This is a genomic window from Nonomuraea recticatena, from assembly GCF_039533245.1.
GTDB classification, from domain to species: Bacteria; Actinomycetota; Actinomycetes; order Streptosporangiales; family Streptosporangiaceae; genus Nonomuraea; species Nonomuraea roseola.
Genome location: NZ_BAAATE010000006.1, coordinates 98332 through 119868, shown reverse-complemented (window position 1 = coordinate 119868; position 21537 = coordinate 98332). Strand labels below are relative to the sequence as shown.

The 21537-nt window shown below is 70.3% G+C and carries 23 protein-coding genes and 1 tRNA gene; 9 read left to right on the top strand and 15 right to left on the bottom strand.

From position 1 onward, the window contains the following. The 10 genes from ABFX50_RS14640 to ABFX50_RS14595 form a co-directional block, all read right to left on the bottom strand. Entirely contained in the window at positions 1 to 1362 is a 1362-nt protein-coding gene (locus ABFX50_RS14640; protein ID WP_346146721.1) for an MlaD family protein, read from the bottom strand. Next, entirely contained in the window at positions 1359 to 2387 is a 1029-nt protein-coding gene (locus ABFX50_RS14635; protein WP_346146719.1) for an MCE family protein, read from the bottom strand. Before ABFX50_RS14635 ends, ABFX50_RS14640 begins: the two co-directional genes overlap by 4 nt. After that, on the bottom strand, positions 2384 to 3508 hold the full coding sequence (locus ABFX50_RS14630) for an MCE family protein (protein WP_346146717.1): 1125 nt from the start codon (positions 3506 to 3508) through the stop codon (positions 2384 to 2386). The genes ABFX50_RS14635 and ABFX50_RS14630 overlap by 4 nt, the downstream gene beginning before the upstream one ends. Next, a complete protein-coding gene (locus ABFX50_RS14625) occupies positions 3505 to 4533 on the bottom strand; it encodes an MCE family protein (protein ID WP_346146715.1) in 1029 nt (342 codons plus the stop codon). The genes ABFX50_RS14630 and ABFX50_RS14625 overlap by 4 nt, the downstream gene beginning before the upstream one ends. Continuing rightward, positions 4530 to 5588 carry an MCE family protein gene (locus ABFX50_RS14620; protein ID WP_346146713.1) on the bottom strand — a complete coding sequence of 353 codons (1059 nt, stop codon included), beginning with the start codon at positions 5586 to 5588 and terminating at the stop codon, positions 4530 to 4532. Before ABFX50_RS14620 ends, ABFX50_RS14625 begins: the two co-directional genes overlap by 4 nt. A 1-nt stretch (position 5589) precedes the next feature. Next, a complete protein-coding gene (locus ABFX50_RS14615; protein WP_346146711.1) occupies positions 5590 to 6609 on the bottom strand; it encodes an MlaD family protein in 1020 nt (339 codons plus the stop codon). Between the two features lie 3 nt (positions 6610 to 6612). After that, on the bottom strand, positions 6613 to 7467 hold the full coding sequence (locus ABFX50_RS14610; RefSeq protein WP_183659313.1) for an ABC transporter permease: 855 nt from the start codon (positions 7465 to 7467) through the stop codon (positions 6613 to 6615). Then, positions 7467 to 8258: an MlaE family ABC transporter permease gene (locus tag ABFX50_RS14605; RefSeq protein ID WP_346146708.1), complete on the bottom strand. Its 792-nt coding sequence runs from the start codon at positions 8256 to 8258 to the stop codon at positions 7467 to 7469. The genes ABFX50_RS14610 and ABFX50_RS14605 overlap by 1 nt, the downstream gene beginning before the upstream one ends. 336 nt (positions 8259 to 8594) lie before the next feature. After that, a tRNA-Met gene (locus tag ABFX50_RS14600) sits at positions 8595 to 8668 on the bottom strand. A gap of 39 nt (positions 8669 to 8707) precedes the next feature. Next, positions 8708 to 10105, bottom strand: a complete 1398-nt coding sequence (locus tag ABFX50_RS14595; RefSeq protein WP_346146706.1) for an aminopeptidase P family protein — start codon at positions 10103 to 10105, stop codon at positions 8708 to 8710. A gap of 145 nt (positions 10106 to 10250) precedes the next feature. Here ABFX50_RS14595 and ABFX50_RS14590 point away from each other — a divergent pair, with 145 nt between their 5' ends. The 5 genes from ABFX50_RS14590 (at position 10251) to ABFX50_RS14570 (ending at position 13165) form a co-directional block, all read left to right on the top strand. Beyond that, a complete protein-coding gene (locus tag ABFX50_RS14590) occupies positions 10251 to 10679 on the top strand; it encodes a CBS domain-containing protein (RefSeq protein WP_183659321.1) in 429 nt (142 codons plus the stop codon). Between the two features lie 32 nt (positions 10680 to 10711). Beyond that, positions 10712 to 11290 (top strand): Rv1352/Rv1906c domain-containing protein, encoded by a 579-nt coding sequence (locus ABFX50_RS14585; RefSeq protein ID WP_346146704.1) that lies wholly within the window; start codon positions 10712 to 10714, stop codon positions 11288 to 11290. Next, positions 11287 to 11541 carry a Smr/MutS family protein gene (locus tag ABFX50_RS14580; RefSeq protein WP_183659324.1) on the top strand — a complete coding sequence of 85 codons (255 nt, stop codon included), beginning with the start codon at positions 11287 to 11289 and terminating at the stop codon, positions 11539 to 11541. Before ABFX50_RS14585 ends, ABFX50_RS14580 begins: the two co-directional genes overlap by 4 nt. A gap of 42 nt (positions 11542 to 11583) precedes the next feature. Next, complete coding sequence (locus tag ABFX50_RS14575) at positions 11584 to 12033, top strand: VOC family protein (protein ID WP_346147070.1); 450 nt, start codon at positions 11584 to 11586, stop codon at positions 12031 to 12033. A gap of 133 nt (positions 12034 to 12166) precedes the next feature. Beyond that, positions 12167 to 13165, top strand: a complete 999-nt coding sequence (locus tag ABFX50_RS14570; RefSeq protein WP_346146701.1) for a hypothetical protein — start codon at positions 12167 to 12169, stop codon at positions 13163 to 13165. A 71-nt stretch (positions 13166 to 13236) separates the two neighbouring features. Here the strand turns inward: ABFX50_RS14570 and ABFX50_RS14565 are convergent, their stop codons facing one another. Then, positions 13237 to 13935, bottom strand: coding sequence for a VIT1/CCC1 transporter family protein (locus tag ABFX50_RS14565; protein ID WP_346146699.1), 699 nt, complete (start codon positions 13933 to 13935; stop codon positions 13237 to 13239). A gap of 120 nt (positions 13936 to 14055) precedes the next feature. On the opposite strand from ABFX50_RS14565, the gene ABFX50_RS14560 reads away from it, so the two are divergent. Both ABFX50_RS14560 and ABFX50_RS14555 read left to right on the top strand, forming a co-directional pair. Continuing rightward, positions 14056 to 14817, top strand: a complete 762-nt coding sequence (locus ABFX50_RS14560) for a cyclase family protein (protein WP_346146697.1) — start codon at positions 14056 to 14058, stop codon at positions 14815 to 14817. After that, a complete protein-coding gene (locus ABFX50_RS14555; protein WP_346146695.1) occupies positions 14814 to 16478 on the top strand; it encodes a thiamine pyrophosphate-binding protein in 1665 nt (554 codons plus the stop codon). Before ABFX50_RS14560 ends, ABFX50_RS14555 begins: the two co-directional genes overlap by 4 nt. 15 nt (positions 16479 to 16493) lie before the next feature. On the opposite strand, the gene ABFX50_RS14550 is transcribed toward ABFX50_RS14555, so the two are convergent. Genes ABFX50_RS14550 through dhaK form a run of 3 tightly spaced genes read right to left on the bottom strand, consistent with a single transcriptional unit; the run spans position 16494 to position 18508 of the window. Then, positions 16494 to 16904, bottom strand: coding sequence for a PTS-dependent dihydroxyacetone kinase phosphotransferase subunit DhaM (locus ABFX50_RS14550; protein ID WP_346146693.1), 411 nt, complete (start codon positions 16902 to 16904; stop codon positions 16494 to 16496). Then, positions 16901 to 17515 carry a dihydroxyacetone kinase subunit DhaL gene (gene dhaL / locus ABFX50_RS14545; RefSeq protein WP_346146691.1) on the bottom strand — a complete coding sequence of 205 codons (615 nt, stop codon included), beginning with the start codon at positions 17513 to 17515 and terminating at the stop codon, positions 16901 to 16903. The genes ABFX50_RS14550 and dhaL overlap by 4 nt, the downstream gene beginning before the upstream one ends. Continuing rightward, positions 17516 to 18508: a dihydroxyacetone kinase subunit DhaK gene (dhaK, locus tag ABFX50_RS14540; RefSeq protein WP_346146689.1), complete on the bottom strand. Its 993-nt coding sequence runs from the start codon at positions 18506 to 18508 to the stop codon at positions 17516 to 17518. It abuts the gene before it with no gap. Between the two features lie 312 nt (positions 18509 to 18820). Here dhaK and ABFX50_RS14535 point away from each other — a divergent pair, with 312 nt between their 5' ends. Continuing rightward, a complete protein-coding gene (locus tag ABFX50_RS14535; RefSeq protein ID WP_346146687.1) occupies positions 18821 to 19561 on the top strand; it encodes a lysophospholipid acyltransferase family protein in 741 nt (246 codons plus the stop codon). Positions 19562 to 19567: 6 nt separating this feature from the next. Next, entirely contained in the window at positions 19568 to 20668 is a 1101-nt protein-coding gene (locus tag ABFX50_RS14530) for a DUF5685 family protein (protein WP_346146685.1), read from the top strand. Between the two features lie 7 nt (positions 20669 to 20675). Here the strand turns inward: ABFX50_RS14530 and ABFX50_RS14525 are convergent, their stop codons facing one another. After that, entirely contained in the window at positions 20676 to 21485 is an 810-nt protein-coding gene (locus ABFX50_RS14525) for a serine/threonine-protein kinase (protein ID WP_183659340.1), read from the bottom strand. Positions 21486 to 21537: the final 52 nt, after the last annotated feature.

Here is a 21537-nt window from a genome sequence, read left to right as displayed (position 1 = left end):
TTACTCCGTTCCACGGCGGCGGGAGGAGCGCCCCACCGCGATCCAGCCCAGCACGCCGCCGCTGACGACGACGGCCAGGAGGATGGCGATGACGAGCGGCGTGAGGTCTTGGGGCGTGCCCGAGGCCGAGGCGGACGTCGCGGCGTCGGCGCCCGGCGTGGCCGCCTGCGCCTCCTTGTCGGAGGAGGCGTCGTCGGGCTCAGCGGCCGCCTCGGGATCCTCGCGGTCGGCGGTGGCCGCGGGGTCATCGGGGTCGGGCGCGTCCGCGGGGTGCGGGCCCCTGTCGGCCTCGAAGTCGACCGTGCGCACAGGGGCGTGCTTCGGGCACTCCAGCAGCGGCGCCATTTTCGGCGGCCCGATCGGGCCCTCGTACTCCTCAGCCGGCTGAGGACCGCCTGGCACGCTGAAGACGAAGGTGGTCCTGCCGTACACCGTGCCGTCGGGCCGCTTGTCGCTGATGTCGTCGGCCAGGCTGAGCGCGGTCGGCACCACGCTGAGCAGGTGGTGGGTGTTCCGCTCGGTCTCGGAGGAGAAGGCGGGCCTGTGCGGCAGCCCCGCGGCCGTCAGCGCGCAGGACAGCCCCGGTCTCGCCGTCCTGATCAGCGTGTCGATCTGTCCGAAGACCCCGGGCCCGTGGTCGAGGAAGGCGTTGAGCTCCTTGCGCGACTCACGCAGCGAGCCCGTCACCGACGACAGGTCGGTGATGCCCGCCGCCAGCTTGTCCCTGCGCCCCGCCAGCGTGCCGGTGAGCCGGGTCAGCTGCACCGCCAGTTCGTCGAGGGTCCTGGAGTTGTCGGCGAGGGTGTCGGTGAGGTCGTGCGCGTCGTCGATGATGCCCCTGATCGAGGGCGCGCGGCCGTCGAGCGCGACCGCCAGCTCGTGGGTGATCGTCTTGGCGTCCTTGGGCGGCACCGCGTTGAGCAGCCTGCCCACGCCCTCGAACAGCTTCTTGTAGTCGAGCGGCACCGTGGTGCTGGTCAGCGGGATCACGTCGCCGGGGGCGAGGAAGGGCCCGTTCACGCCCTTCTCGGGCGGGGAGAGCTCCACGTACGGCTCGCCGATGGCCGACTTGCGGCGCACCTCGGCCGTGCTGGCCTTGGGCAGCCTGACCTCCCTGTCGAGGTCGAGCCCGACGACGACCTTGCCAGGCGCCAGCCGTACGTCGCCGATCCTGCCGACGCGGACGCCCAGGTAGGCGACGTCGAAGCCGCGCACCAGACCGGGGGAGGAGGCGAACTCGGCCGAGACCCGGTAGGGCTGGGTGATCACGTCGAGCTTGATGATCGTGGTGAACGCCCAGATCGTCATCACGACGCCGAGCAGGGCGAAGAAGACGAGGTTGAGATAGATGCGGGGCCTCATCGCGGCGGCTCCCAGAGCAGGCGGAAGTCGTCCCTGCGGTTGGGCTGCGGACCGGGATCGACGTCGGGCCTGTTCGGGATGAGGCCCTTGTTCTCCGGCAGCAGCAGGCCCTTCAGCCAGATGTAGATGAGCACCTGGCCGTTGACCGTGATCGGGGGGAGGTCGATGTAGGCCTGCATCCTGGTGACCAGCGTCTTGAGGTCCTCCTTGCCGCGCAGCATCGACACGCTGATGGCGTCCAGCTCACGCAGCAGCGTACGCAGCCTGGCCGCGTGACGGGGGTAGACCGTGACATTCGCCTCCTTGGCCAGCTTGGTGAGCGCGACGATCGCCTTCTTGATGTGCTTGCGGCCGTGCTTCACCCTCTCCGTCGCGGCGACGAGCGTGCCGGGCAGCCTGTCGAGGTCCTTGCTGCCCTTGGCGAGCCGGTCGCCGAGCTTGGCCAGGCCGTCGATGGTGCCCGCGATCTCCGCCCTCGCGGCCGCGTAGCTGTCGGTGACCTGCGCGGTCTGCCTGATCAGCTTGTTGACGTCGCCGCCCTTGCCCGCGAAGGCGGTGGAGGCGGCCTCCAGGATGGCGTTGACGTCCTGCGCGCCGAGCGCCTCGATCAGCGGGCCCGCCTTCGCGGTGACCTGCTCGATGTCGGGTTCGACGCTGGTGTCGGTGATCGTCGCGCCGTCGGGCAGGAACGGCCCCGTGGCCAGGTCCTTGCCCTTGGGCAGGGTGAGCAGGACGTAGTTCTCGCCCAGGATCGAGGTCTTGGCCACCGTCGCGCTGGTGCCGGCGGGGACGCGCTTGTCCTGCTGGATGGTCATCGTCACCCTGGCCCTGTAGCCCTCGAGCCGCACGTCGGTCACGCTGCCCACCCGCACGTCGGAGATCTGCACGCTGTGGCCGACCACCAGGCTCTGCACGTCGGAGAAGGTCGCCGACAGCGTCAGCTCGCCCTGGGTCGCGCCCACCGTCTGCAGCGTGCAGCCCGAGGTGGCCATGACCAGGGCGAGGGCGGCGTGTGCGCCTCTCATCGCCGCTCCCGCTCGTAGGGGCAGTTGCTCAGGCCGCCGCCCAGGCACTTCAGCCTGGGCAGGTTGAGCGAGTCGAACAGCGGGGCCAGCCACGCGCGGGTCATCGCGTTGAGCACCACCCTGATCTTGAGCACGTGCTGCTCCTTGTCCCAGGCGTCGATGATCACATCGGCGAAGTCGGCGGCGCCCTTGATCGTCTGGGCCATCTGCTCGCTGTTGGCGCGCACGGTGAGGACCATCTCCGACAGCGTGGCCACGCCTTGGGGGAGGCGCTCCTGGTAGGCCTCGATGAGCACGTCGCCGCGCCGTACGAACTGGGCCATGCCGGAGATGAACCCGCGCAGCCGCCGGCGCTCCTCCGCCAGCGTGGCGCTGGCCTCGGCGAAGGCGTCGATCGTCTTGGTGACCTGGCCCTCGCGCCTGTTGAGGCTGGTGGCGAGCCTGTTGAGGCCCTTGGCCAGGTCGATGAGCTGCTGGTCCTGGGCGGCGAGGGTGTCGGTGAGCCTGGCGGTGTCGGCGAGCGCGTTGTTGATCGTCTTGCCCCTGCCTCTCACCCCGTCGGCGAGGTCGCCCGCCACGTCGCCGAGCTGGTCGGAGTCGAGGGCGTCGGTCAGCCTGGTGAAGGCGTCGAGGGCGTCGTCGATCTCGACGGGCAGGTCGGTGCGTCCCAGGGGGATGACGGCGCCGGGGGCGATCTTCGCCTGGCCAGGCTTCCACGGTGGGTAGAGGACGACGTTGCGCTCACCGAGGGTGTTCTGCGGGGCGACGACGGCCTTGACGTCGGCGGGCAGAGGGATCTCCGGGTAGACGGCCAGGTCGACGCGGACCCTGTCGCCTTCGATGGTGATCTTCTCGACGGTGCCCGCGTCGAGGCCCATGACCTTGATCTTGGCCTGCTCGTAGAGGCTGGGCGCCTTGGTGAAGATCGCGGTGAGGCGGTAGGGGGCGGGGCCGAGCAGCGAGCACCCGCCGGTGGCGGCGAGCACGGCGATCACGACCAGCACCGCCACCGCCCGCCGCACCGCCCCACCCCGCGCGGGCGTGGCCCCTCGGAGCCACGCGGGTGTCCGCCGGGACGGGGCGCAGGGAGGGTCGGTGGCGTCGGGTCGCGGAGGGGTCATCGGTCGTTCTTCCTGTCCTTGGCGATCGCGGCCAGCACCTCAGGGTTGATCGGCCCGAGCCCCGTGGCGATGGCCTCGATCCACGGCCCCTGGCCGCCCATCGTGGCCAGCCCCGCGAACGTCGGCCCCGCCCACCCCAGGACCGCGTTGAACTCCTCCCTGCTCCCCGTCAGCTTCGTGGTGATCGCGCTGGTGTTGTCGAGCGTGTCCACCAGGCTCTTCTCGTGCTCCACGATGAGTTCGGTGGTGCTGGAGACCAGGTCGCTGCCCGATCCGAGGAGGGTGCGCAGCTCGTTGCGGCGCGAGCGCAGCTCGTCCAGCATGATCTCGATGGCGTCGATGAGCCGCCCGATCTGCTTGTCCTTCTTCTCCAGGACGTCCATGATCCTGGAGCCGTTGTCGAGCAGCTTCTGCAGGTCGGGCTCGCTCTTGCTGATCGTGTCGGACAGTTCGCCGATGTTCTTCAGCAGCCGCGTCACGCGCCCCCGCTTGCCGAGGTCCACCTTCCCCAGCTCGGTGAGCAGCTTGTCGACCGCCTTAGTGTCGAGCTTGTTCACCAGCCGGGTCGCGTCCTTGAGCGCGTCGTTGATCAGGACGGGGGTCCCCGTGCGCTCGACGGGGATCGTCCGCTGCCCCTCGGGGAGCTGGTCGATGTACGGCGCCGCCACCGGCCCCGTCAGCTTGACGTAGCGGCCGCCCAGCAGGTTGGAGAGGGTGATGTCGGCCCTGGTCTGACGGCCCAGCCGTACCTCGCTCTCGACCTTCCACGTGACGACCACGTGCCCCTGCGTGTAGTCGGGCCGCACCTGGGTCACCTCGCCCACGCGCACGCCCGCCACCCGCACGTCGTTGCCCGTCCTCAGCCCGCCGGAGTCGACGAAGATCCCCGACATGTGGTAGCCGCCCTCGAACAGGCCGAGGGTGCCGATCAGGAACGTGCCCACGAACAGCGAGCCGAGGACGCCGAGGGAGACGAGGCCCACGACGATCCTGTTGCGGTCGCGAAAGGACTTCAGCGCCATCATTCACCCACCATGAGCCTGCGCAGGTCCTTGGAGCTCTGGACCTTCAGGCTCTCGCGCAACGGCGGCGGCGACTCCATGGGGTAGGGGCACGGCGAGGGTCCCAGCGCCAGGCACGGGACGGCCGAGATGAAGTAGTGGCCGCGGTTGACGCTGGAGTAGGCCCTGCTGAACAGCGGCCGGATCGTGTTCACCGTCTTGTCGATCCTGTCGACGTTGCGCCTGACGCCGCCGGTGAGCCTGGCCAGGCCGTCGGTGACCCTGCCGAGCTCGTCGGCGTTCCTGCCGAGCACCTGGTCGGCGACGTCGAAGGTGGCCGACAGCTCCACGAGCGAGTCGTCGACGAGCTTGCGGTTGTCGGCGAACGACTCCGACAGCGTGACGAGGTTGTCCACCAGCTGGGCGATCTGCTTGTCGCGCCTGGCGACCACGTCCGTCACCGTGCCGTAGTCCTTGAGCAGCTGCCTGATGAGCTCCTTGCGCTGGTTGACCGTGCCGGTGATGTCGTTGACGTTGTCGAGCAGGCGCGGGATGTTCTTGTCGTTGCCCTCCAGCGCCCTGCCCGCCGCCGTGAGCAGCTGGTTGATCTGCTCGGGGTCGAGGCTCCTGGTCAGCGGCCCCAGATCGCTCACGAGCTCGCCGATGTCGACGACGGAGGCCGTCCTGGCGATGCGGGCGCCCGGCGCGAGCTTGTCGGGGGCGCTTCCCGGCAGCAGGTAGACCACGCGCTGGCCGACGGCGTTGCGCCACCTGATCGCGGCCTCGCTGTCGGAGGGGATCCGCACCGCCTCCTGGACCTCCAGCGTCACCTCCGCCCTGCCGTTCACGACCTCGATGGAGCGCACCTGGCCGACGGGAGCACCGGCGATCTTGACCTGGTCGCCCTCCATCAGCCCCGAGACGTCGTCGAAGGTGGCCACGAGGGCGTATCCGGCGCCGGTGCTGACCCTGGCGATCTGCAGGCCGAGGAAGACGATCAGCGAGACGGTGACGGCGAAGAACAGGCCGAAGCGCAGCAGCGTCCAGCGTTGCGCCACGCGCTCCCTGGAGACGGCCATCTCATCTCCTCCCGTCGGTGGGGCCGCAGGCGCCGACGATGAGCTCGCAGATGTCGGTCGCGACGAACGCCTCGACCTGCAGCTGGCGGCTGCCGTCGGGTCCTGGGGTCTCGATGAGCTTGTTGAGCAGGTCGACCAGCTTGGTCACCCCGCGCACGCCGTCGCCCGCCAGGCCCAGCTGCGCGTAGATGAGCGCGGCCACCCGCTCGGCCGAGTGCACGCCCTCCCGCAGGTTGTGGCGGTGCTTGCGCAGACCGTGGGCGCTCAGCTCGGAGATGTCAGTGATCTGGTCGAGCAGGACGCGCACCTTCTCGGCCCGTTCGAGCAGGTCGGGGGTGATGGTGTTGACGTCGGAGGCGATCGAGACGATCTCGTCGCCCTTGTCGGCGAGGCTGGCCGACAGGGCGGCGGCGTCGCCGAGGAAGCGCCTGGCGCGCTCGCGGTGCCTGTGCGCGACCCCGACCACGGTGCCGGCGTCGTCGATCAGCTCCCGCATCGTGGCGCCCCTGCCCTCCAGCCCCTTGGCGATCGTGTGCACGATGACGGTGACCTCGCGCGGGTCCACCGCGTCCAGGCCCCTGTAGGCGGCGCCGAGCGAGTCGGACAGGTCCAGCGCCTCCTCGGTGTCGGTGATGATCGCGCCCGCCCCGAGGTAGGGGCCGCGCGCCTCGCCCGAGCCCGGCCGCAGGTCGATGAACTTGGGCCCGAACACCGAGGTCGGCTCGATGGAGGCGACCGTCGTCTGCGGCAGCCGCACACCCGGCTGGATGTGCATGGTGATGACCGCTCTGCCCCGGGGGTCGAGGCCCACCTCCGACACGTCGCCCACGGTGATGCCGCGGATCTTGACGGGGGAGTTGGCGTCCAGGCCCTGGCCCGCCCTGTCGAACACCGCCTGGATCCTGGTGCCGCTCACCTCGGTGACGCTGCGCACGAGGAAGAAGCCGGTGGCGACCAGCAGCAGCACGACGGCCAGCGCGACGGCCATGCGGACAGGAAGGGACAGCTCGTTACGGCCCACGCCTCACCCCGTCAGCTTCACGCCGCTGCCGTCCCCCCAGAACAGGAACGACAGCAGCAGGTTGAGCAGGACGATCGTGACGATCGACTGGCGGATCGCGCGCCCCGCGGCCACACCCACGCCGACGGGACCGCCGGTGGCGTAGAAGCCGTAGTAACAGTGGATGACGATGACCACGAAGGCGAAGACCGCGACCTTGATCACGCTGTAGACGATGTCGCTGACCGGCAGGCCGATGTAGAAGTAGTAGTCGTAGACGCCCGGCGCCATCCCGAACAGCATCGTGCACATCAGCCTGGTGGCGAAGAAGCTGGCGAACAGCGCGATCAGGTAGATCGGCAGCAGCGCGATGAGCGCGGCCACCACCCGGGTGCAGATGAGGTAGGTGAAGGCGTTGATGCCCATCACCTCCAGCGCGTCGATCTCCTCCGAGATGCGCATCGCGCCGAGCTCGGCGGTGAAGGACGAGCCGACCTGCGCCGCCAGCGCGACGGCGGCGATGATCGGCGTGATCTCGCGGACGTTGGCGAAGCTGCCGACCAGGCCCATGAACGACTCGGCGCCGATCGCCTGCAGGCCCTGGTAGCCCTGCAGGCCCACGGTCGCGCCCACGACGAAGGCCATCGTGAACACCACGAAGATCATGCCGCCGCCCACGACGGTCGCGCCCACGCCGACGACGACGTCGCTGACCTGCCGCATGACGACCTTGAAGTACTTCAGCCGCAGGATGACGTCGCGGACGGAGTAGAACAGCACCTTCCAGATGAACAGCGGCCAGTCGGCGAGGCCCGCGAAGCGCTCGCCCCACTCCCTGCCCGCCCCCGCCAGCCTGAGGCCCGCCGTACGGGTGGCCATCACAGCACCTTCGGCGGGAAGGCGAGGAAGTAGATCGCGGTGATCACGTAGTTCATCGCGAAGACCAGCATGAACGTCACGACGGTGGCCTTGTTCACCGCGCGGCCCACGCCCACGGGGCTGGTGGCGCAGGTCATGCCCATGTAGCAGGAGACGGCCGCGGCGATGAAGCCGAAGATCCACGCCTTGAACAGCGTCACGATGAGGTCCGTGGTCACCACCAGCGACAGCGCGCCGTCGAAGTAGGCCCCGGGGGTGACGCCCTGGATGATCACGTTGAAGAAGTAGCCGCCCGCCGCGCCCGCCACGATCACCAGCGGGGCCAGGCACACCGCCACCGTGCTGGCCGCCCACATGCGCGGGGTGACCAGGCGGTGGATCGGGTTGACCGCCATGACCTCCATCGCGGCCAGTTCGTCGCGGATGTGGCGGGCGCCGATGTCGGAGGTCATCGCGCTGCCGCCCGCGCCCGCGATGAGCAGCGCGCTGGCCATCGGCGCGACCTCGCGCACCAGGCCCACGAAGACCGCGCTGCCCGTCGCCGAGGAGGCGCCGAGCTGCCAGGCCAGCTCGCCCACCTGCAGGGCCACGGTGGCGCCGAGGGGCAGGGAGACCAGGAGCACGGGGACGCTGGTCACGCGGGCCAGGAACCAGCACTGGGCGACGAACTCCCACCACCAGGTCCTGATGTCCCAGGTACGGCGCAGGCCCTCGAGGACGATCACGAACAGCTCGCCCACCTGGCCCAGCACGCTTCCGGCCTTACGGCCCACGTACCCGGTCAGCGCCATGACCACCTCGTAAGGCTCGACTATGGATCAGTCACCTTACTGACGGGTAGTCCAGTAAGTCGATGCTTCCCAGCGAATTTGAGGAAAAGGTATGAGACGCAGCTCACAGGTTGTCAGCCAGCCACAGAATGTGACGGCCCTGTGACCTGGAGGTGAAAGCTCGCCGGCATGGGTGTGCCAGGGATGCGGGCGGTGCACCGGCGGTCGCCGTTCGTGTCTCCTGGGTGCCGCCGGACTCCTGCGCGTGCGAGCCGGCCGTCCTGCCCTGCGCGGACAGCCTGATCCCCGGAAAAACAAAAGACCCGGCCGTCCAGATGGACGGCCGGGTCTCGCGAGTAGCGGGGACAGGATTTGAACCTGCGACCTTTGGGTTATGAGCCCAACGAGCTACCGAGCTGCTCTACCCCGCGTCGTGAAACAAACTCTACCGTACGCGGGGAGTGCTCGTGTCAGCTCGACAGCAGCGCGGCCATCCACCCCTCGACCTCGTCGGGGTGGCGGGGCAGGCCCGCCGACATGAGCCTGGCGCCGTCGGAGGTGATGACCAGGTCGTCCTCGATCCGCACGCCGATGCCGCGGAACTCCTCGGGCAGCGTGAGGTCGTCGGACTGCAGGTAGAGGCCGGGCTCGACGGTCAGCACCTGGCCCTCCTCCAGCACGCCGTCCAGGTAGCTCTCCGCCCTGGCCTTGGCGCAGTCGTGCACGTCGAGGCCGAGCATGTGGCCGCTGCTGCAGACGGTGTAGCGGCGGTAGAGGCCGCTCTCCATCAGTGACGAGGGGGAGTCCTTGAGCACGCCCCACGCGTGCAGCCCCTCGCAGATCACCCGCATCGCCGCGAGGTGGAAGTCGCGGAAGCGGGCGCCGGGCCTCAGCGTCTCGATGGCCGCGCTCTGCGCCTCGTAGACCAGCTCGTACACCTGCCGCTGCACGGGGCTGAACCGGCCCGACAGCGGCAGCGTCCTGGTGATGTCGGCGGTGTAGAGCGAGTCGGTCTCGATGCCGGCGTCCAGGAGCAGCAGGTCGCGCGAGGACAGGCGGCCGTCGTTGCGGATCCAGTGCAGCACGTTGGCGTGCGCGCCGGAGGCGACGATGCTGTCGTAGCCGACCGCGTTGCCCTCGAGCCGCGCCCGCAGCCCGAAGACGCCCTCCAGGTAGCGCTCGCCGCGCACCTGGCCCAGCGCCTCCGGCACGGCGCGCACCACGTCCTCGAATCCTCTGCTGGTCGCGTCGACGGCGAACTGCAGCTCGGCGACCTCCCATTCGTCCTTGAGCAGCCGCATCTCCGACAGGAACGTCTCGAGCTCCGCGTCTCCCCGGCCGCGCTCGACCGCGGCGTCGACGGAGGCGTCCACCCCGCGCAGCACCCTCGCGGGCCCGTCGAGCGAGAGCCTGCCGATGTGCGCGCACTCGATCCGGTAGAGCTGCTGCGCCTCGTCCAGGTCCGGACGGCGGCCCACCCAGAACTCGCCGTAGCGCCTGTCGCGGTAGAACTCCTGGCTGCCCGCGCGCGGCGAGCGCGGGCGCAGGTAGAGCACCGCCTCCCCGCTCGGCTCGATCACCAGCACGTCGTCGGGCTCGGTGTCGCCCGTCAGGTAGGCGAAGGCGCTGTGCGTCCTGAAGCGGTAGTCGCTGTCGTTGCTGCGCGCCTTCAGCGAGCCCGAGGGGATCACCAGCCGCTCGCCGGGGAAGCGGGCGGCCAGCGCCGCGCGCCGCTTGGCCGTCCAGGGTGCGACGGACAGCGCTTCCAGGCCGGTGTCCCTGGTATCGGCCCAGCCTGTCTCCATGAAGGCGGCCAGCGCGTCGGTGATGGGCAGGTCGTGGCTGCCGGTGTTGAGCTTCTCGGACATGCGGATCCCTGGACTAGGTGGTGGTATTTCACATGGTACGGCTCTCGCGTCCTCCAGCACACTAACCGGAAAATCCGTGCCGCTCGTGATTGGGCCCCGCATGAGAAGGGCAGGTCACATGTACCTATAGCCAAGGTGGTGGTCCATGCTGATCGGGACGATCCTGCGGAACAAGGGATCGGAAGTGGCGACGGTTCGCCCTGACGCCACCGTGCGGGAGCTGCTGGCCAGTCTCGCCGAGCACAACATCGGCGCGGTCGTCGTCTCCGACGACGGCTCGACGATCGCCGGCATCGTGTCGGAGCGCGACGTGGTGCGCAAGCTCAACGACAGGGGCGCGGGCGTCCTCGACGCCACAGTCGCGGAGATCATGACGTCCGAGGTGCGCACCTGCGCGCCCGACGCCAACGTCGACGACCTGCGCAGGACGATGACGACGCACCGCATCAGGCACGTGCCCGTGATCGACTCCGGCCGCCTGGTGGGCATCGTCAGCATCGGGGACGTGGTGAAGAGCGCCATCGAGGAGCTCGAGACCGAGAAGGCGTCACTCGTCGACTATCTGCACCGCTGACCGGAGGCGGGGGACATGGCACGCTTGTCCCCGTGACGTACGGCCACCCCCCGCCACCGCGCGCGTCGAGCAGCCCCACGCTGATCCTGCTGGCCTCGGGGCTTGCGGCGATCGTGGGCTTCCTCATCGGCTTCCTCACCGGCCTGGGCTCGGCGGAGCCGACGACGGCTTCGCCGTACTCGCCGCCCGAGATGACGGTGACCATGGAGAGCCCCACGGAGAGCGCGCCGGAGGAGGGCGCCCCCACGGGGCAGGCGAGCCAGCCGTCCGACGCGAGCCAGCCGCCGCTCGGCAGCGCGACTCCTGCGACGAGTCCTCCCGCGGGTGAGCCTTCGGCCGGGCAGCCTTCCGGCGGGCAGCCGCCCGAGGGCGGGCTGCCTCCCGGCATCGGCATCCAGGTGGTGGGCACCGACATCCAGCCCGGCACTTACAGGACCGACGGCCCCTCTCCGGGCATGCCGCTGTGCTACTGGGCCAGACTGAAGGGCACGGGGGGAGACCCGAGCGAGGTGATCACCAGTGGCCTGCCCTCAGGACCCGCCACGGTCACGATCGAGGCAACCGACAAGGCCTTCCAGAGCGGGGGCTGCAAACCATGGGTGAGACAGTGAAACTCAAGCTCGACCTGCACGACATCTACAACAAGGGCGACCAGATCGACCGCGCGCTTCGCGGCATCATCGACGAGGCGATCAGGACGAAGGCCACAGAGGTGGAGATCATCCCGGGGAAGGGCAGCGGGCAGCTGAAGAAGAAGGTGCTGCGCTTCCTCGACCAGAAGGAGATCAAGGCGCTCTACCACCGCATCGACAAGGACGCCAAGAACCACGGCCGCCTGTTCGTCTACTTCAAGCACAAGTAGCAGTTCCTACCCTCGACCTGCGCCGCTGTAAGGAGCGCGACGATCAACTACTACCACATCTGCTTCACCGTGCCCGATCTGCAGGCGGCGATGCGCGACCTCGCCAGCGCCGCTGCCATCACCTGGCGGGAACCCGCCCAAGGACAGATCGGGGAATGGGACTACCACATCGTCTTCTCCGCCGACGGCCCCGCATTCATCGAGCTCATCCAAGCTCCTGCCGGCGGGCCCTGGGGCGACACCACCCGGCCACGATTCCACCACCTCGGATACTGGACCTCCGACCTCGCCGCCGGCACCACCAGGCTGACCGGCAGCGGCTTCCCCGAAACCTTCTCCGGATGCCCCTACGGCCGCTCGTTCGCCTACCACCACCTCGACTCCATCGGTGCCCACATCGAACTGGTGGATCTGAGCCGCCAGCCATCCTTTCTGGAAACCTGGCAGCCCGACGGGACACCGATGCCAGCGATCATCGAGGGAAGCAAGTGAGCTCCGCGCTTTTCCCCATACTCACCTCTGCGTCACCGCAGTGTTCCCTCGCGGTGTCGACGAACGCGATATACCGGCGATATACCGCCGCGCCCTAGGATCCCCCTCCAATGATCATGTGAGGGAGCTTCGGATGCGGTTCGTTGGGTTCGTACTGCTGTTGGTAGCGGCGTTGATCGGCTCAGCAAGCCCGGCAAGCGCCGCGACGCTGCCGGGAAAGAAGGCGAACTACGTCGTCTCGTTCGGATCGCTGAGCTCGAAATCCGGGAGTAACTGGGTGCGACTGGGCACCTACAAGTTCACTGCCAACGGGAGAGTGCGCAGCGACACCTGGGCATGGAGTCAGAACGCGCCAGCCAGTCGCGTCGGCACGGGCACCATTCCGAAGGGAAGTTGCTCGGGCACCAAGGACACTGTCAGACCGTGTGAGATAAAGACCGTCGCAGGGTTCTTGTCCCCCGCGCCCGAGGCCAGGACCGGGTCTTTCGCCTTGCACGCTGACACCGCCGGACGCCAATACGTCAACATCGACTGGGATCAGACCGCCTGGCGCACCGAGGAATGGTGGGTCGACAGTGCCCCCGGCGGAACGTACGCACGTCTGACCTTCAAGTACTCCAACAAGCTCACACACGGTTACGGGTACGGCAGCAACGCCGGTCTCACGACAAGACGGGCGATGGAGACGGTGTCGAAGTCTGACGCGGCGCTCACCATGACCTACCATCGCGCGGCCAAGGGAGACGTCAAGGACGTCAAGAAGAACTGGAACATGAGCGAGTTCATCCGGTGCACCACCAGCACGTGGTGCCTGGCCTACAAGACCCCGGCGACGAACAACTGCAACTGCCCGGCCCCCTACGACAAAGATCACAGTCTGCAGAGCTACATTCAGGCACTGAGCAGCGAGGACCGTCGCGACACCCACTGGCACTGGTGCAGTTGCCTCGCGAAGGGCAGCGAATGCCACAAGGGCAACTCCCACGTCTACCCATTGCTGCAGATCATTGACGACAACGGTGGATGGCGTGGCTGGGTAGGCGTCGAAGCTTCCTTCTATCCGTACACCGACCAGGCCGATCCTCGCTCACATGACATGCTCTCAGTCTTCCGAGTCACCGAGTGGGCATGAGACTCGGTCACACCGGGACCATCCCCTTTCCCGAGACGTGATGGGCTGAAGCCCCGAAGGGGAGCCACGGGTCAGGAGATCGCCGCGCCCACCAGGGTGCCGATGCCGTAGGTGACGGCCGCCGCCGCGGCGCCGAGCGCCAGCTGGCGGGCGCCGCCGAACAGCGGCGACCTGGTGGTCAGCCTGGCGACCAGCGCTCCCGTGCCGAACAGCGCCAGCCCGGTGAGCACGATCGCCACCACCACCGAGGAGAAGCCGAGCAGGAACGGCAGGACGGGGATCAGCGCCCCGACGGCGAAGGCCAGGAACGACGAGCCCGCCGCCACCCAAGGGGAGGGCAGGTCGTCGGGGTCGACGCCGAGCTCCTCGCGGGCGTGCACCCGCCAGGCCACCTCGCCGTCCCTGTGCAGCTGGCCCGCCACCTGCCTGGCCAGCTCGGGGGTCAGCCCTCGCGACTCGTAGACCAGGGCGAGCTCGCGCTCCTCCGCCTCCGGGTTGCGGGCGATCTCCCTGCGCTCCACGGCGATCTCGGCCATGGTCAGCTCGCGCTGGGAGGCGACGGAGGTGTACTCGCCCGTCGCCATCGAGAAGGCCCCCGCAGCCAGGCCCGCGAGGCCCGTGACCGCGACGGCCGTGGGGGAGGCGCCGCCGCCCACCACGCCTGCCAGCAGCGCGGCGTTGGAGACCAGCCCGTCCATCACGCCGAAGACGGCGGGGCGCAGCCAGCCCCCGGTGACGTCACGGTGATGCTTGTGCAGTTCGGCCGGCACGCGCTACGTCCTCACGCCGCATGTCGCACCCGTCACGTTCGACCCCCATACGTCACATCTGTCGCGAAACACCAGATGTTTCATCAAGGAGTCTCGCGATGTCAATGCGATGATGCGTCCATGTCGATCCTGAGAAGTCTCCTGGCAAGCGTCCGCGCCGGCGGCGTCGAGATCATCGACCTGACCGCGCCGCTGTCCGACCGGACGCCGATCCTCCAGCTGCCCGAGCCGTTCGGGAACGCCTCCCCCTTCCGCCTGGAGGAGATCAGCCGCTACGACGACCGCGGCCCCGCGTGGTACTGGAACGACATCCACACCTCCGAGCACACGGGCACCCACTTCGACGCGCCGGTCCACTGGGTGACCGCCCGCGAGGGCCAGGACGTCTCCCAGGTCCCCGTGCGGAGCCTGATCGCCCCCGCCGTCGTGCTCGACTACTCCGCCGAGGCGGCCGAGGACCCCGACTTCCTGCTCCAGATCGAGCACGTACGCGAGTGGGAGCGGGTCAACGGGGCGCTGCCCGAGGGCGGCTGGCTGCTCTACCGCACCGGCTGGGACGCCAGGTCGGACGACGCCGCCGACTTCCTCAACCAGGGCCACTCGCCGGGAATCTCCGTCGAGTGCGCGCGCTGGCTGGCCGAGGAGAGGCCCATCATGGGCGTCGGCGTGGAGACCGTCGGCACGGACGCGGGCGCGGCGCACTCCTTCGACCCGGCCTTCCCCTGCCACTCCTTCCTGCTGGGAGCCGGCAAGTACGGCCTGACCCAGCTGCGCAACCTCGCCCAGCTGCCGCCCACGGGCGCGGTCGTGCTCGCCCCTCCGCTGCCCATCGTGGGCGGCTCGGGCAGTCCGGTGAGGGTGCTGGCCCTGGTCGAACGGTGAACGTCGCCACGCTGGTCGGGCGGGTGCTGGCCGAGCTCGGCGTCGAGACGGTCTTCGGCGTGGTGGGCAGCGGCAACTTCCACGTCACCAACGCCCTCGTGGCGAACGGCGCGCGGTACGTCGCCGCCCGCCACGAGGGCGGCGCCGCCACCATGGCCGACGCCTACGCTCGCATGAGCGGCAAGGTCGGTGTCGTGTCCGTGCACCAGGGCCCCGGGCTGACCAACGCGATGACCGGCCTGGCCGAGGCCGCCAAGAGCCGCACGCCGCTGATCGTGCTGGCGGGGGAGGCGACGCAGGCGCGCTCCAACTTCCACATCGACCAGGACGCGATGGCGCGGGCCGTGGGCGCGGTCGCGCTCAGGGTCGGCTCGGCCGCGACCGCCGTCGAGGACGCCGTCGGGGCCTTCCGCGCCGCCCGCGCCGGCGCGACCGTGCTGCTCAACCTGCCTCTCGACGTGCAGAACGAGGTCGCGGGCGAGGGCGAGGTGTGGAGCGAGGTGTGGCGACTCGTCGTCGAGAGCGCCCGCCTCGCCTCGTCCGTCCCCGTGGTGGGGCCCGCGCCCGGCGCCGACGCCGTACGGCTGGCGCGGCTGCTCGAAGGCGCGCGGCGGCCGGTGTTCGTGGCCGGACGCGGCGCCAGGCACGCGGGCGACGAGCTCCGCGCCCTCGCCGACAGGGCGGGAGCGCTGCTGGCCACCTCGGCGGTCGCCAAGGGCCTGTTCAGGGGCAGCCCATGGAACCTCGACGTCAGCGGAGGCTTCTCCTCCCCGCTGGCCGCCGAGCTGATCGCCGGCGCGGACGTGCTGGTCGGCTGGGGCTGCGCACTCAACATGTGGACGACCAGGCACGGCAGGCTGATCGGTCGGCACACCAGGCTCGTCCAGGTGGATCTCGACCCCGCTGCCATCGGCGCGCACCGGCCGGTCGAGCTGGGCGTCGTCGGAGACACCGCGTGGGTGGCGCGAGCGGTCGAGGCCGCCCTCGAAGGCCCGCCCGCCCAGGGGTACCGCACGCCTGAGCTGGCCGGGCGCATCGCGGCGCAGGTGCGGTGGCGCGACGTGCCGTACGAGGAGGAGACGGGGGAGGGCAGGATCGACCCCAGGACGCTCACCATCGCCCTGGACGACCTGCTGCCGCCCGCCCGCGTCGTCGCCACCGACTCGGGCAACTTCATGGGCTATCCGGCGATGTTCCTGGACGTGCCCGACGAGCGTGGCTTCTGCTTCACGCAGGCCTTCCAGTCGGTCGGGCTCGGCCTGGCCAGCGCGATCGGCGCGGCCGTGGCGCTGCCCGACAGGCTGCCCGTCGCGGCGCTCGGCGACGGCGGCGCGCTGATGGGGATCGCCGAGCTGGAGACCGTGGTGCGGCTCGGCCTGCCGATGGTGATCGTCGTCTACGACGACGAGGCCTACGGGGCGGAGGTGCACCACTTCGGGCCCTCGGGGCACCCGCTGGACACCGTCACCTTCCCTCCAGCGGATCTGGCGCGGATCGCCCGCGGGTACGGCTGCGCCGCGGTGACGGTGACGCAGCGGGCCGACCTGGACGCGGTGGCCTCGTGGCTGGCGGGGCCGAGGGACAGGCCGCTGCTGGTGCACGCCAAGGTGGGAGGCGGGCGCGGCTCCTGGTGGCTGGAGGAGGCCTTCAGGGGTCACTGACGTGGCGCGGGCCGCCTACACCTTGCGATAGCCGCGCGCCTCCTCCGCGGAGGCCAGCACCCGCTCCAGCGGCGCGCCCGTGGCGGCGGTGACGGCGGCCGCGACCGCGCCCTCGACGAACGGCACGTCGGCGAGCACCACCTGCCCTGGCTCCTCCAGCAGGCGGGCGGTCAGCACAGAGCTGCCCAGGTCGGGGATGAGGATCACGCCCGCGCCCTGGTCCACCTCCGCGATCGCCCGCTCGACGAGGTCGACGCTGGTGCCGAGGGCGCCGTCCTCGGTGCCGCCCGCCGCCGCCACCCTGGCGCCGGCCCCGGCGATCTCGAGGGCGAGGCGGGCCGCCTCACCAGCGAGGGCGGCGCTGTGCGACACCAGCACGACCCCCACCACCCCGCTTCCGCCTGCCCCGCCGGGCGTCGTGGTCATGGGTGCAGGGCCGACAGGATGAGGGAGGCGGAGGCGGCGCCCGGGTCCTCGTGCCCGATGCTGCGCGGGCCGAGATAGCTCGCCCTGCCCTTGCGGGCCTGCAGCGGGATCGTCGCCTTGGCGCCCTCGGCCGCGGCGGCCGCCGCCCTACCGAGCGCCTCGCCTGGTTTGAGTCCCTCGCGGGCGGCCGACGACAGCGTGCGCGCCGCGGGGGCGAGCGCGTCGACCATCGTCTTGTCCCCCTCGGCGGCCTTGCCCAGGCGCGTCACCGACTCCAGCGCCGTGGCGAAAGCGGCGGCCAGGTCGTCGAGCGACACCTCTGGAGCGTCGCCGAGGGACTTGCCGAGCTGGCGGAACAGCGAGCCGTACAGCGGGCCCGAAGCGCCGCCGACCCTGCGGATCAGCGTGTTGCCCACGAGCGTGAGCAGCTGTCCGGGGGTGTCGGGCGGGGTGTCGGAGAGCGCCTGCCGCACCGAGGTGAAACCGCGGTCGAGGTTGGTGCCGTGGTCGGCGTCGCCGATCGCGGCGTCGAGCCTGGTCAGCAGGTCGCGGTTGATCGACAGCACGCGGATGATCTCCTGGATCCACGCGGTGAAGAACGTGACGTCCATTCACCGCCCCCAGCGCAGCGAGGGGGTCTGCACGGGCGCGTCCCAGAGCTCGGTGAGCTCGTCGTCGAGCCGGCACACGGTGACGGAGAAGCCCTGCATGTCCAGGCTCGTCACATAGTTGCCGACCAGCGACCTGGCCACGCGCGCTCCCTTCCCCCTGATGTAGGCCTCGACCTCGGCGAAGGCGACGTACAGCTCGATGAGCGGGGTGCCGCCCATGCCGTTCACCATGACCAGCAGATCACCGGCCAGCGGCAGGTCCCCGTGGACGGCGTCCATGGCGACGGCCACCAGGTCACGGGCGGAGGCGAGGGGCGCGCGGGTGCGGCCTGGCTCGCCATGGATGCCGATGCCCAGCTCGACCTCCGTCTCGGGAAGGTCGAACGTGGGCTTGCCCGCTGCGGGCACGGCGCAGGAGGTCAGCGCGATGCCGAACGAACGGCTGCGCGCCACCACCGCCCCCGCCACCCTGGTCGCCTCCGCCAGCGGCGCGCCCGCCTCCGCCACCGCTCCGGCGATCTTCTCCACGAACAGCGTCGCGCCGGTGCCCCTGCGCCCCGCCGTGTAGAGGGAGTCCTGGACGGCCACGTCGTCGTCGACCAGCACGCTCGCCACCGCCATGCCCTGTTCGGCGCACAGCTCGGCGGCCAGCTCGAAGTTCATGACGTCGCCGGTGTAGTTCTTGATGACGTGGAGCACGCCCGCTCCTCCGTCGACCCGTTCGGTCGCCGCCACGACCTGGTCGGGCACGGGGGAGGTGAAGATCTCTCCTGGGCAGGCGGCGTCGAGCATGCCGTACCCCACGAAACCCGCGTGCAGCGGCTCGTGACCCGAGCCGCCCCCCGACACCAGTGCCACCTTGCCCACGCGGGGCGCGTCGGCGCGCCAGACCACCCGCGCCTCCACGTCCACCCGCAGGGCGGGATGGGCCGCGGCCAGACCTGTCAGCGCATCGGCGACCACGGACCCGGCGTCGTTGATGAGCTTCTTCATGCGCATGCTCCTGCCCGTTTTCCCATCGGAACAAGCGATCTGGGCTTCCAGGCCCGCGATCAACGCCGACCCCTTCCCTGTCTACGCCCTCATGCGCGCGCAAGCGCCCCGAATACCGCAATCCTGACCTGGACATCTCGGCATTGTCCAGACATGCGGATGTCCGCCCGCTCCGGTGGACGGCCGGCAGGCTCGCCGACGCCGGCGCGGGCCCGGTGGAGATCTCCGACGGCCGTCCGTGGTCAGGGCCGAGCCCGAGGGCGAGGAGTTCCTCCTGTTCTGAGCGCTCGACGAGTGCGTTACCTTCTGCACATGGCTGAGATCGTGTACCCGCCGGTGATCGCCACCGCACGGACCCTCTTCCGGATCATGGACTACCGCTTCCATATGGAAGGGACCGAGCACATTCCGCGCTCAGGCGGAGCCGTGCTGGTCAGCAATCACATCAGCTATCTCGACTTCATCTTCGCCGGTCTGGGCGCGCTGCCGTCCAAGCGGCTGGTGCGCTTCATGGCGAAGGAGGAGGTCTTCAAGCACCGGATCTCCGGTCCGCTCATGCGCGGCATGCACCACATCCCCGTCGACCGCGGCGCCGGCGCGGGCTCCTACGCCACCGCCCTGCGCATGCTGAAGGCGGGTGAGGTCATCGGCGTGTTCGCCGAGGCGACGATCAGCAGGTCGTTCACGGTCAAGGACATCAAGAACGGCGCCATCCGCATGGCGCAGGCCACCAAGGTGCCGCTGATCCCCATGGCGCTGTGGGGCAGCCAGCGGCTGTGGACCAAGGGCAGGCCCAAGCAGCTCACCCAGCGGCACGTGCCGATCACGATCCTGGTGGGCGAGCCGCTCCACCCCAAGCGCGGCGACGACATGGGCGAGCTGACCAGCGAGCTGCACACCAGGGTGTCCGGCCTGCTCGACAGGGCGCAGCGCACCTATCCCGAGATCCCGCAGGGCGTGTGGTGGCAGCCGGCCCATCTCGGCGGCACCGCGCCCACGCCCGAGGAGGCCGCCGCCATGGACGCCGCCGAGGCCGAGCGCCGTAAGGACTAGAGCGCGGTGTTCGGAATCGTCAGGCCGTGCCGTCACGCGCTGTGCGGCGGGCTGTTCAGCGAGTGGATGGCCCATCTGTGCGGCCTGTGCCTGGCGCTGCGCGACGAGCACGGCCACCTGTCCAGGCTCGTCACCAACTACGACGGTCTGCTGGTCTCGGTCCTGACCGAGGCGCAGACCCCCTCCGCCGCGCCCCGCAGGCGCGCGGCCGCGTGCGCGCTGCGCGGTTTCAGGGGCGCCGACGTCGTCCAGGACCAGGGCGTACGGCTGGCCGCGTCGGTCTCGCTGGTCCTGGCAGCGGGCAAGGCGCGAGACCACGTCGCGGACGGCGACGGCCTCTACCGCCGGCGCCTGGTCGCGGCGGCGGCCGAGCGCGTGGCCACGCGATGGTCGAGCGCCGGAGGCCGTACGGCGCAGGAGCTCGGCTTCGACCCCGCCCCGCTCACCCGCGCGGTGGAGGAGCAGGCCAGGCTGGAACGCCTGCCCGGCTTAGGCCTGCTGGAGCTGACCGCGCCCACCGAGGAGGCGGTCGCCGCCGCGTTCGGGTACACCGCGACGCTGGCGGGCAAGCCTCACAACCGGCCGGCGCTGGAGGAGGCGGGCCGCTTCTTCGGCCGCCTGGCCCACCTGCTCGACGCGGTGGAGGATCTGCCCCGCGACCGGGCGGCGGGCGCCTACAACCCTCTCACGGCCACCGGGACAGACCTGGCGACCGCCAGGCGCCGCTGCGACGACGCGCTGCTCGGGCTGCGCATGGCCGTGGACGAACTGGACCTGGAGCGGCGCGCCCTGACCAGGGCGCTGCTGGTGCGAGAGCTCGGCCACGCCGTCAGCCGGGCCTTCGCGCAGAGCGAGCAGGAAAGCCCCGAGCGCACCACGAAGCGGCCCGCCGATCCCGGAGGGCTTCTGTCGCTGGCGTGCACGTCGCTGAGCTGCTGCACCTGCGGCATCTACCGCCCGGAATGGGACGAGGAGCACGACAAGAGCTGCTGCTCGCGCTTCGACTGCAGCGGCTGCGACGCCTGCGGCAACTGCAGCAACTGCGGTGAGTGCTGCTCGTGCTGCGGTGACGGCTGCTGCTGCGAGGGCTGCGGGTGCGACTGCTAGCCGCGCCTCAGATGGCCTCCTGGTAGGTGCCGGCCGAGCGGACGCTGGCCAGCATCCCCGCAGCCTGCTGCGGCGAGGGACGGCGCGCGGGGTCGTGGTGCAGCAGCCCCTCGATGATCGGCCGCAGCATCCCCGCCCTGCGCGGCCTGGGGAAGCCGCCCTGGCGGTACAGGTCGAGCACGCTCGCCGCGTCCTTGCCGGGGTAGGGCGGGCGCCCCTCGACCGCGCTGTAGAGCGTCGCGCCGAAGGACCACATGTCGCCCTCCTTGGTCGCGATACCGCCCGACAGGCGTTCGGGCGCCATGAAGGCGGGGGTGCCGCGCAGTCCGCCCGAGCGGGTGGAGGTCAGGTCGGCCTCGGCGGTGGCGATGCCGAAGTCGGTCAGCACCACCCTGTCGCCGGTCAGCATCACGTTGGCGGGCTTGACGTCGCGGTGCAGCACGCCCGACTTGTGGGCGTGGCGCAGGGCGCCGAGGAGGTGGCGGCCGAGGCCGGCGACCGAGGTGTCGGGCAGGGTGCCGACCTGGGAGAGCAGGTCGTGCAGGGACAGGCCCTCCAGGAACTCCATGACGATCCAGAGCCGCCCCTGCTCCTCGACGAGGTCGTGGACGGTGACGATGCTGGGATGGGTCAGCCGTGCCGCCAGCCTGGCCTCGCGCAGCACGCGCCTGCGCACCGCCTCGGCCTCGCCGACCAGCGTCAGCTCCTTCAACGCCACCTCGCGGTGGAGAAGCTGGTCGAACGCGCGCCAGACCACGCCCATCCCGCCCCGGCCGGCCTGCTCGCCCAGCCGGTACCGTCCGCCGATCTCCCGCATGTCATCCCCTCGTCGCTAGGGGTAATCATGTCAAATGATCGCGAAGGATATG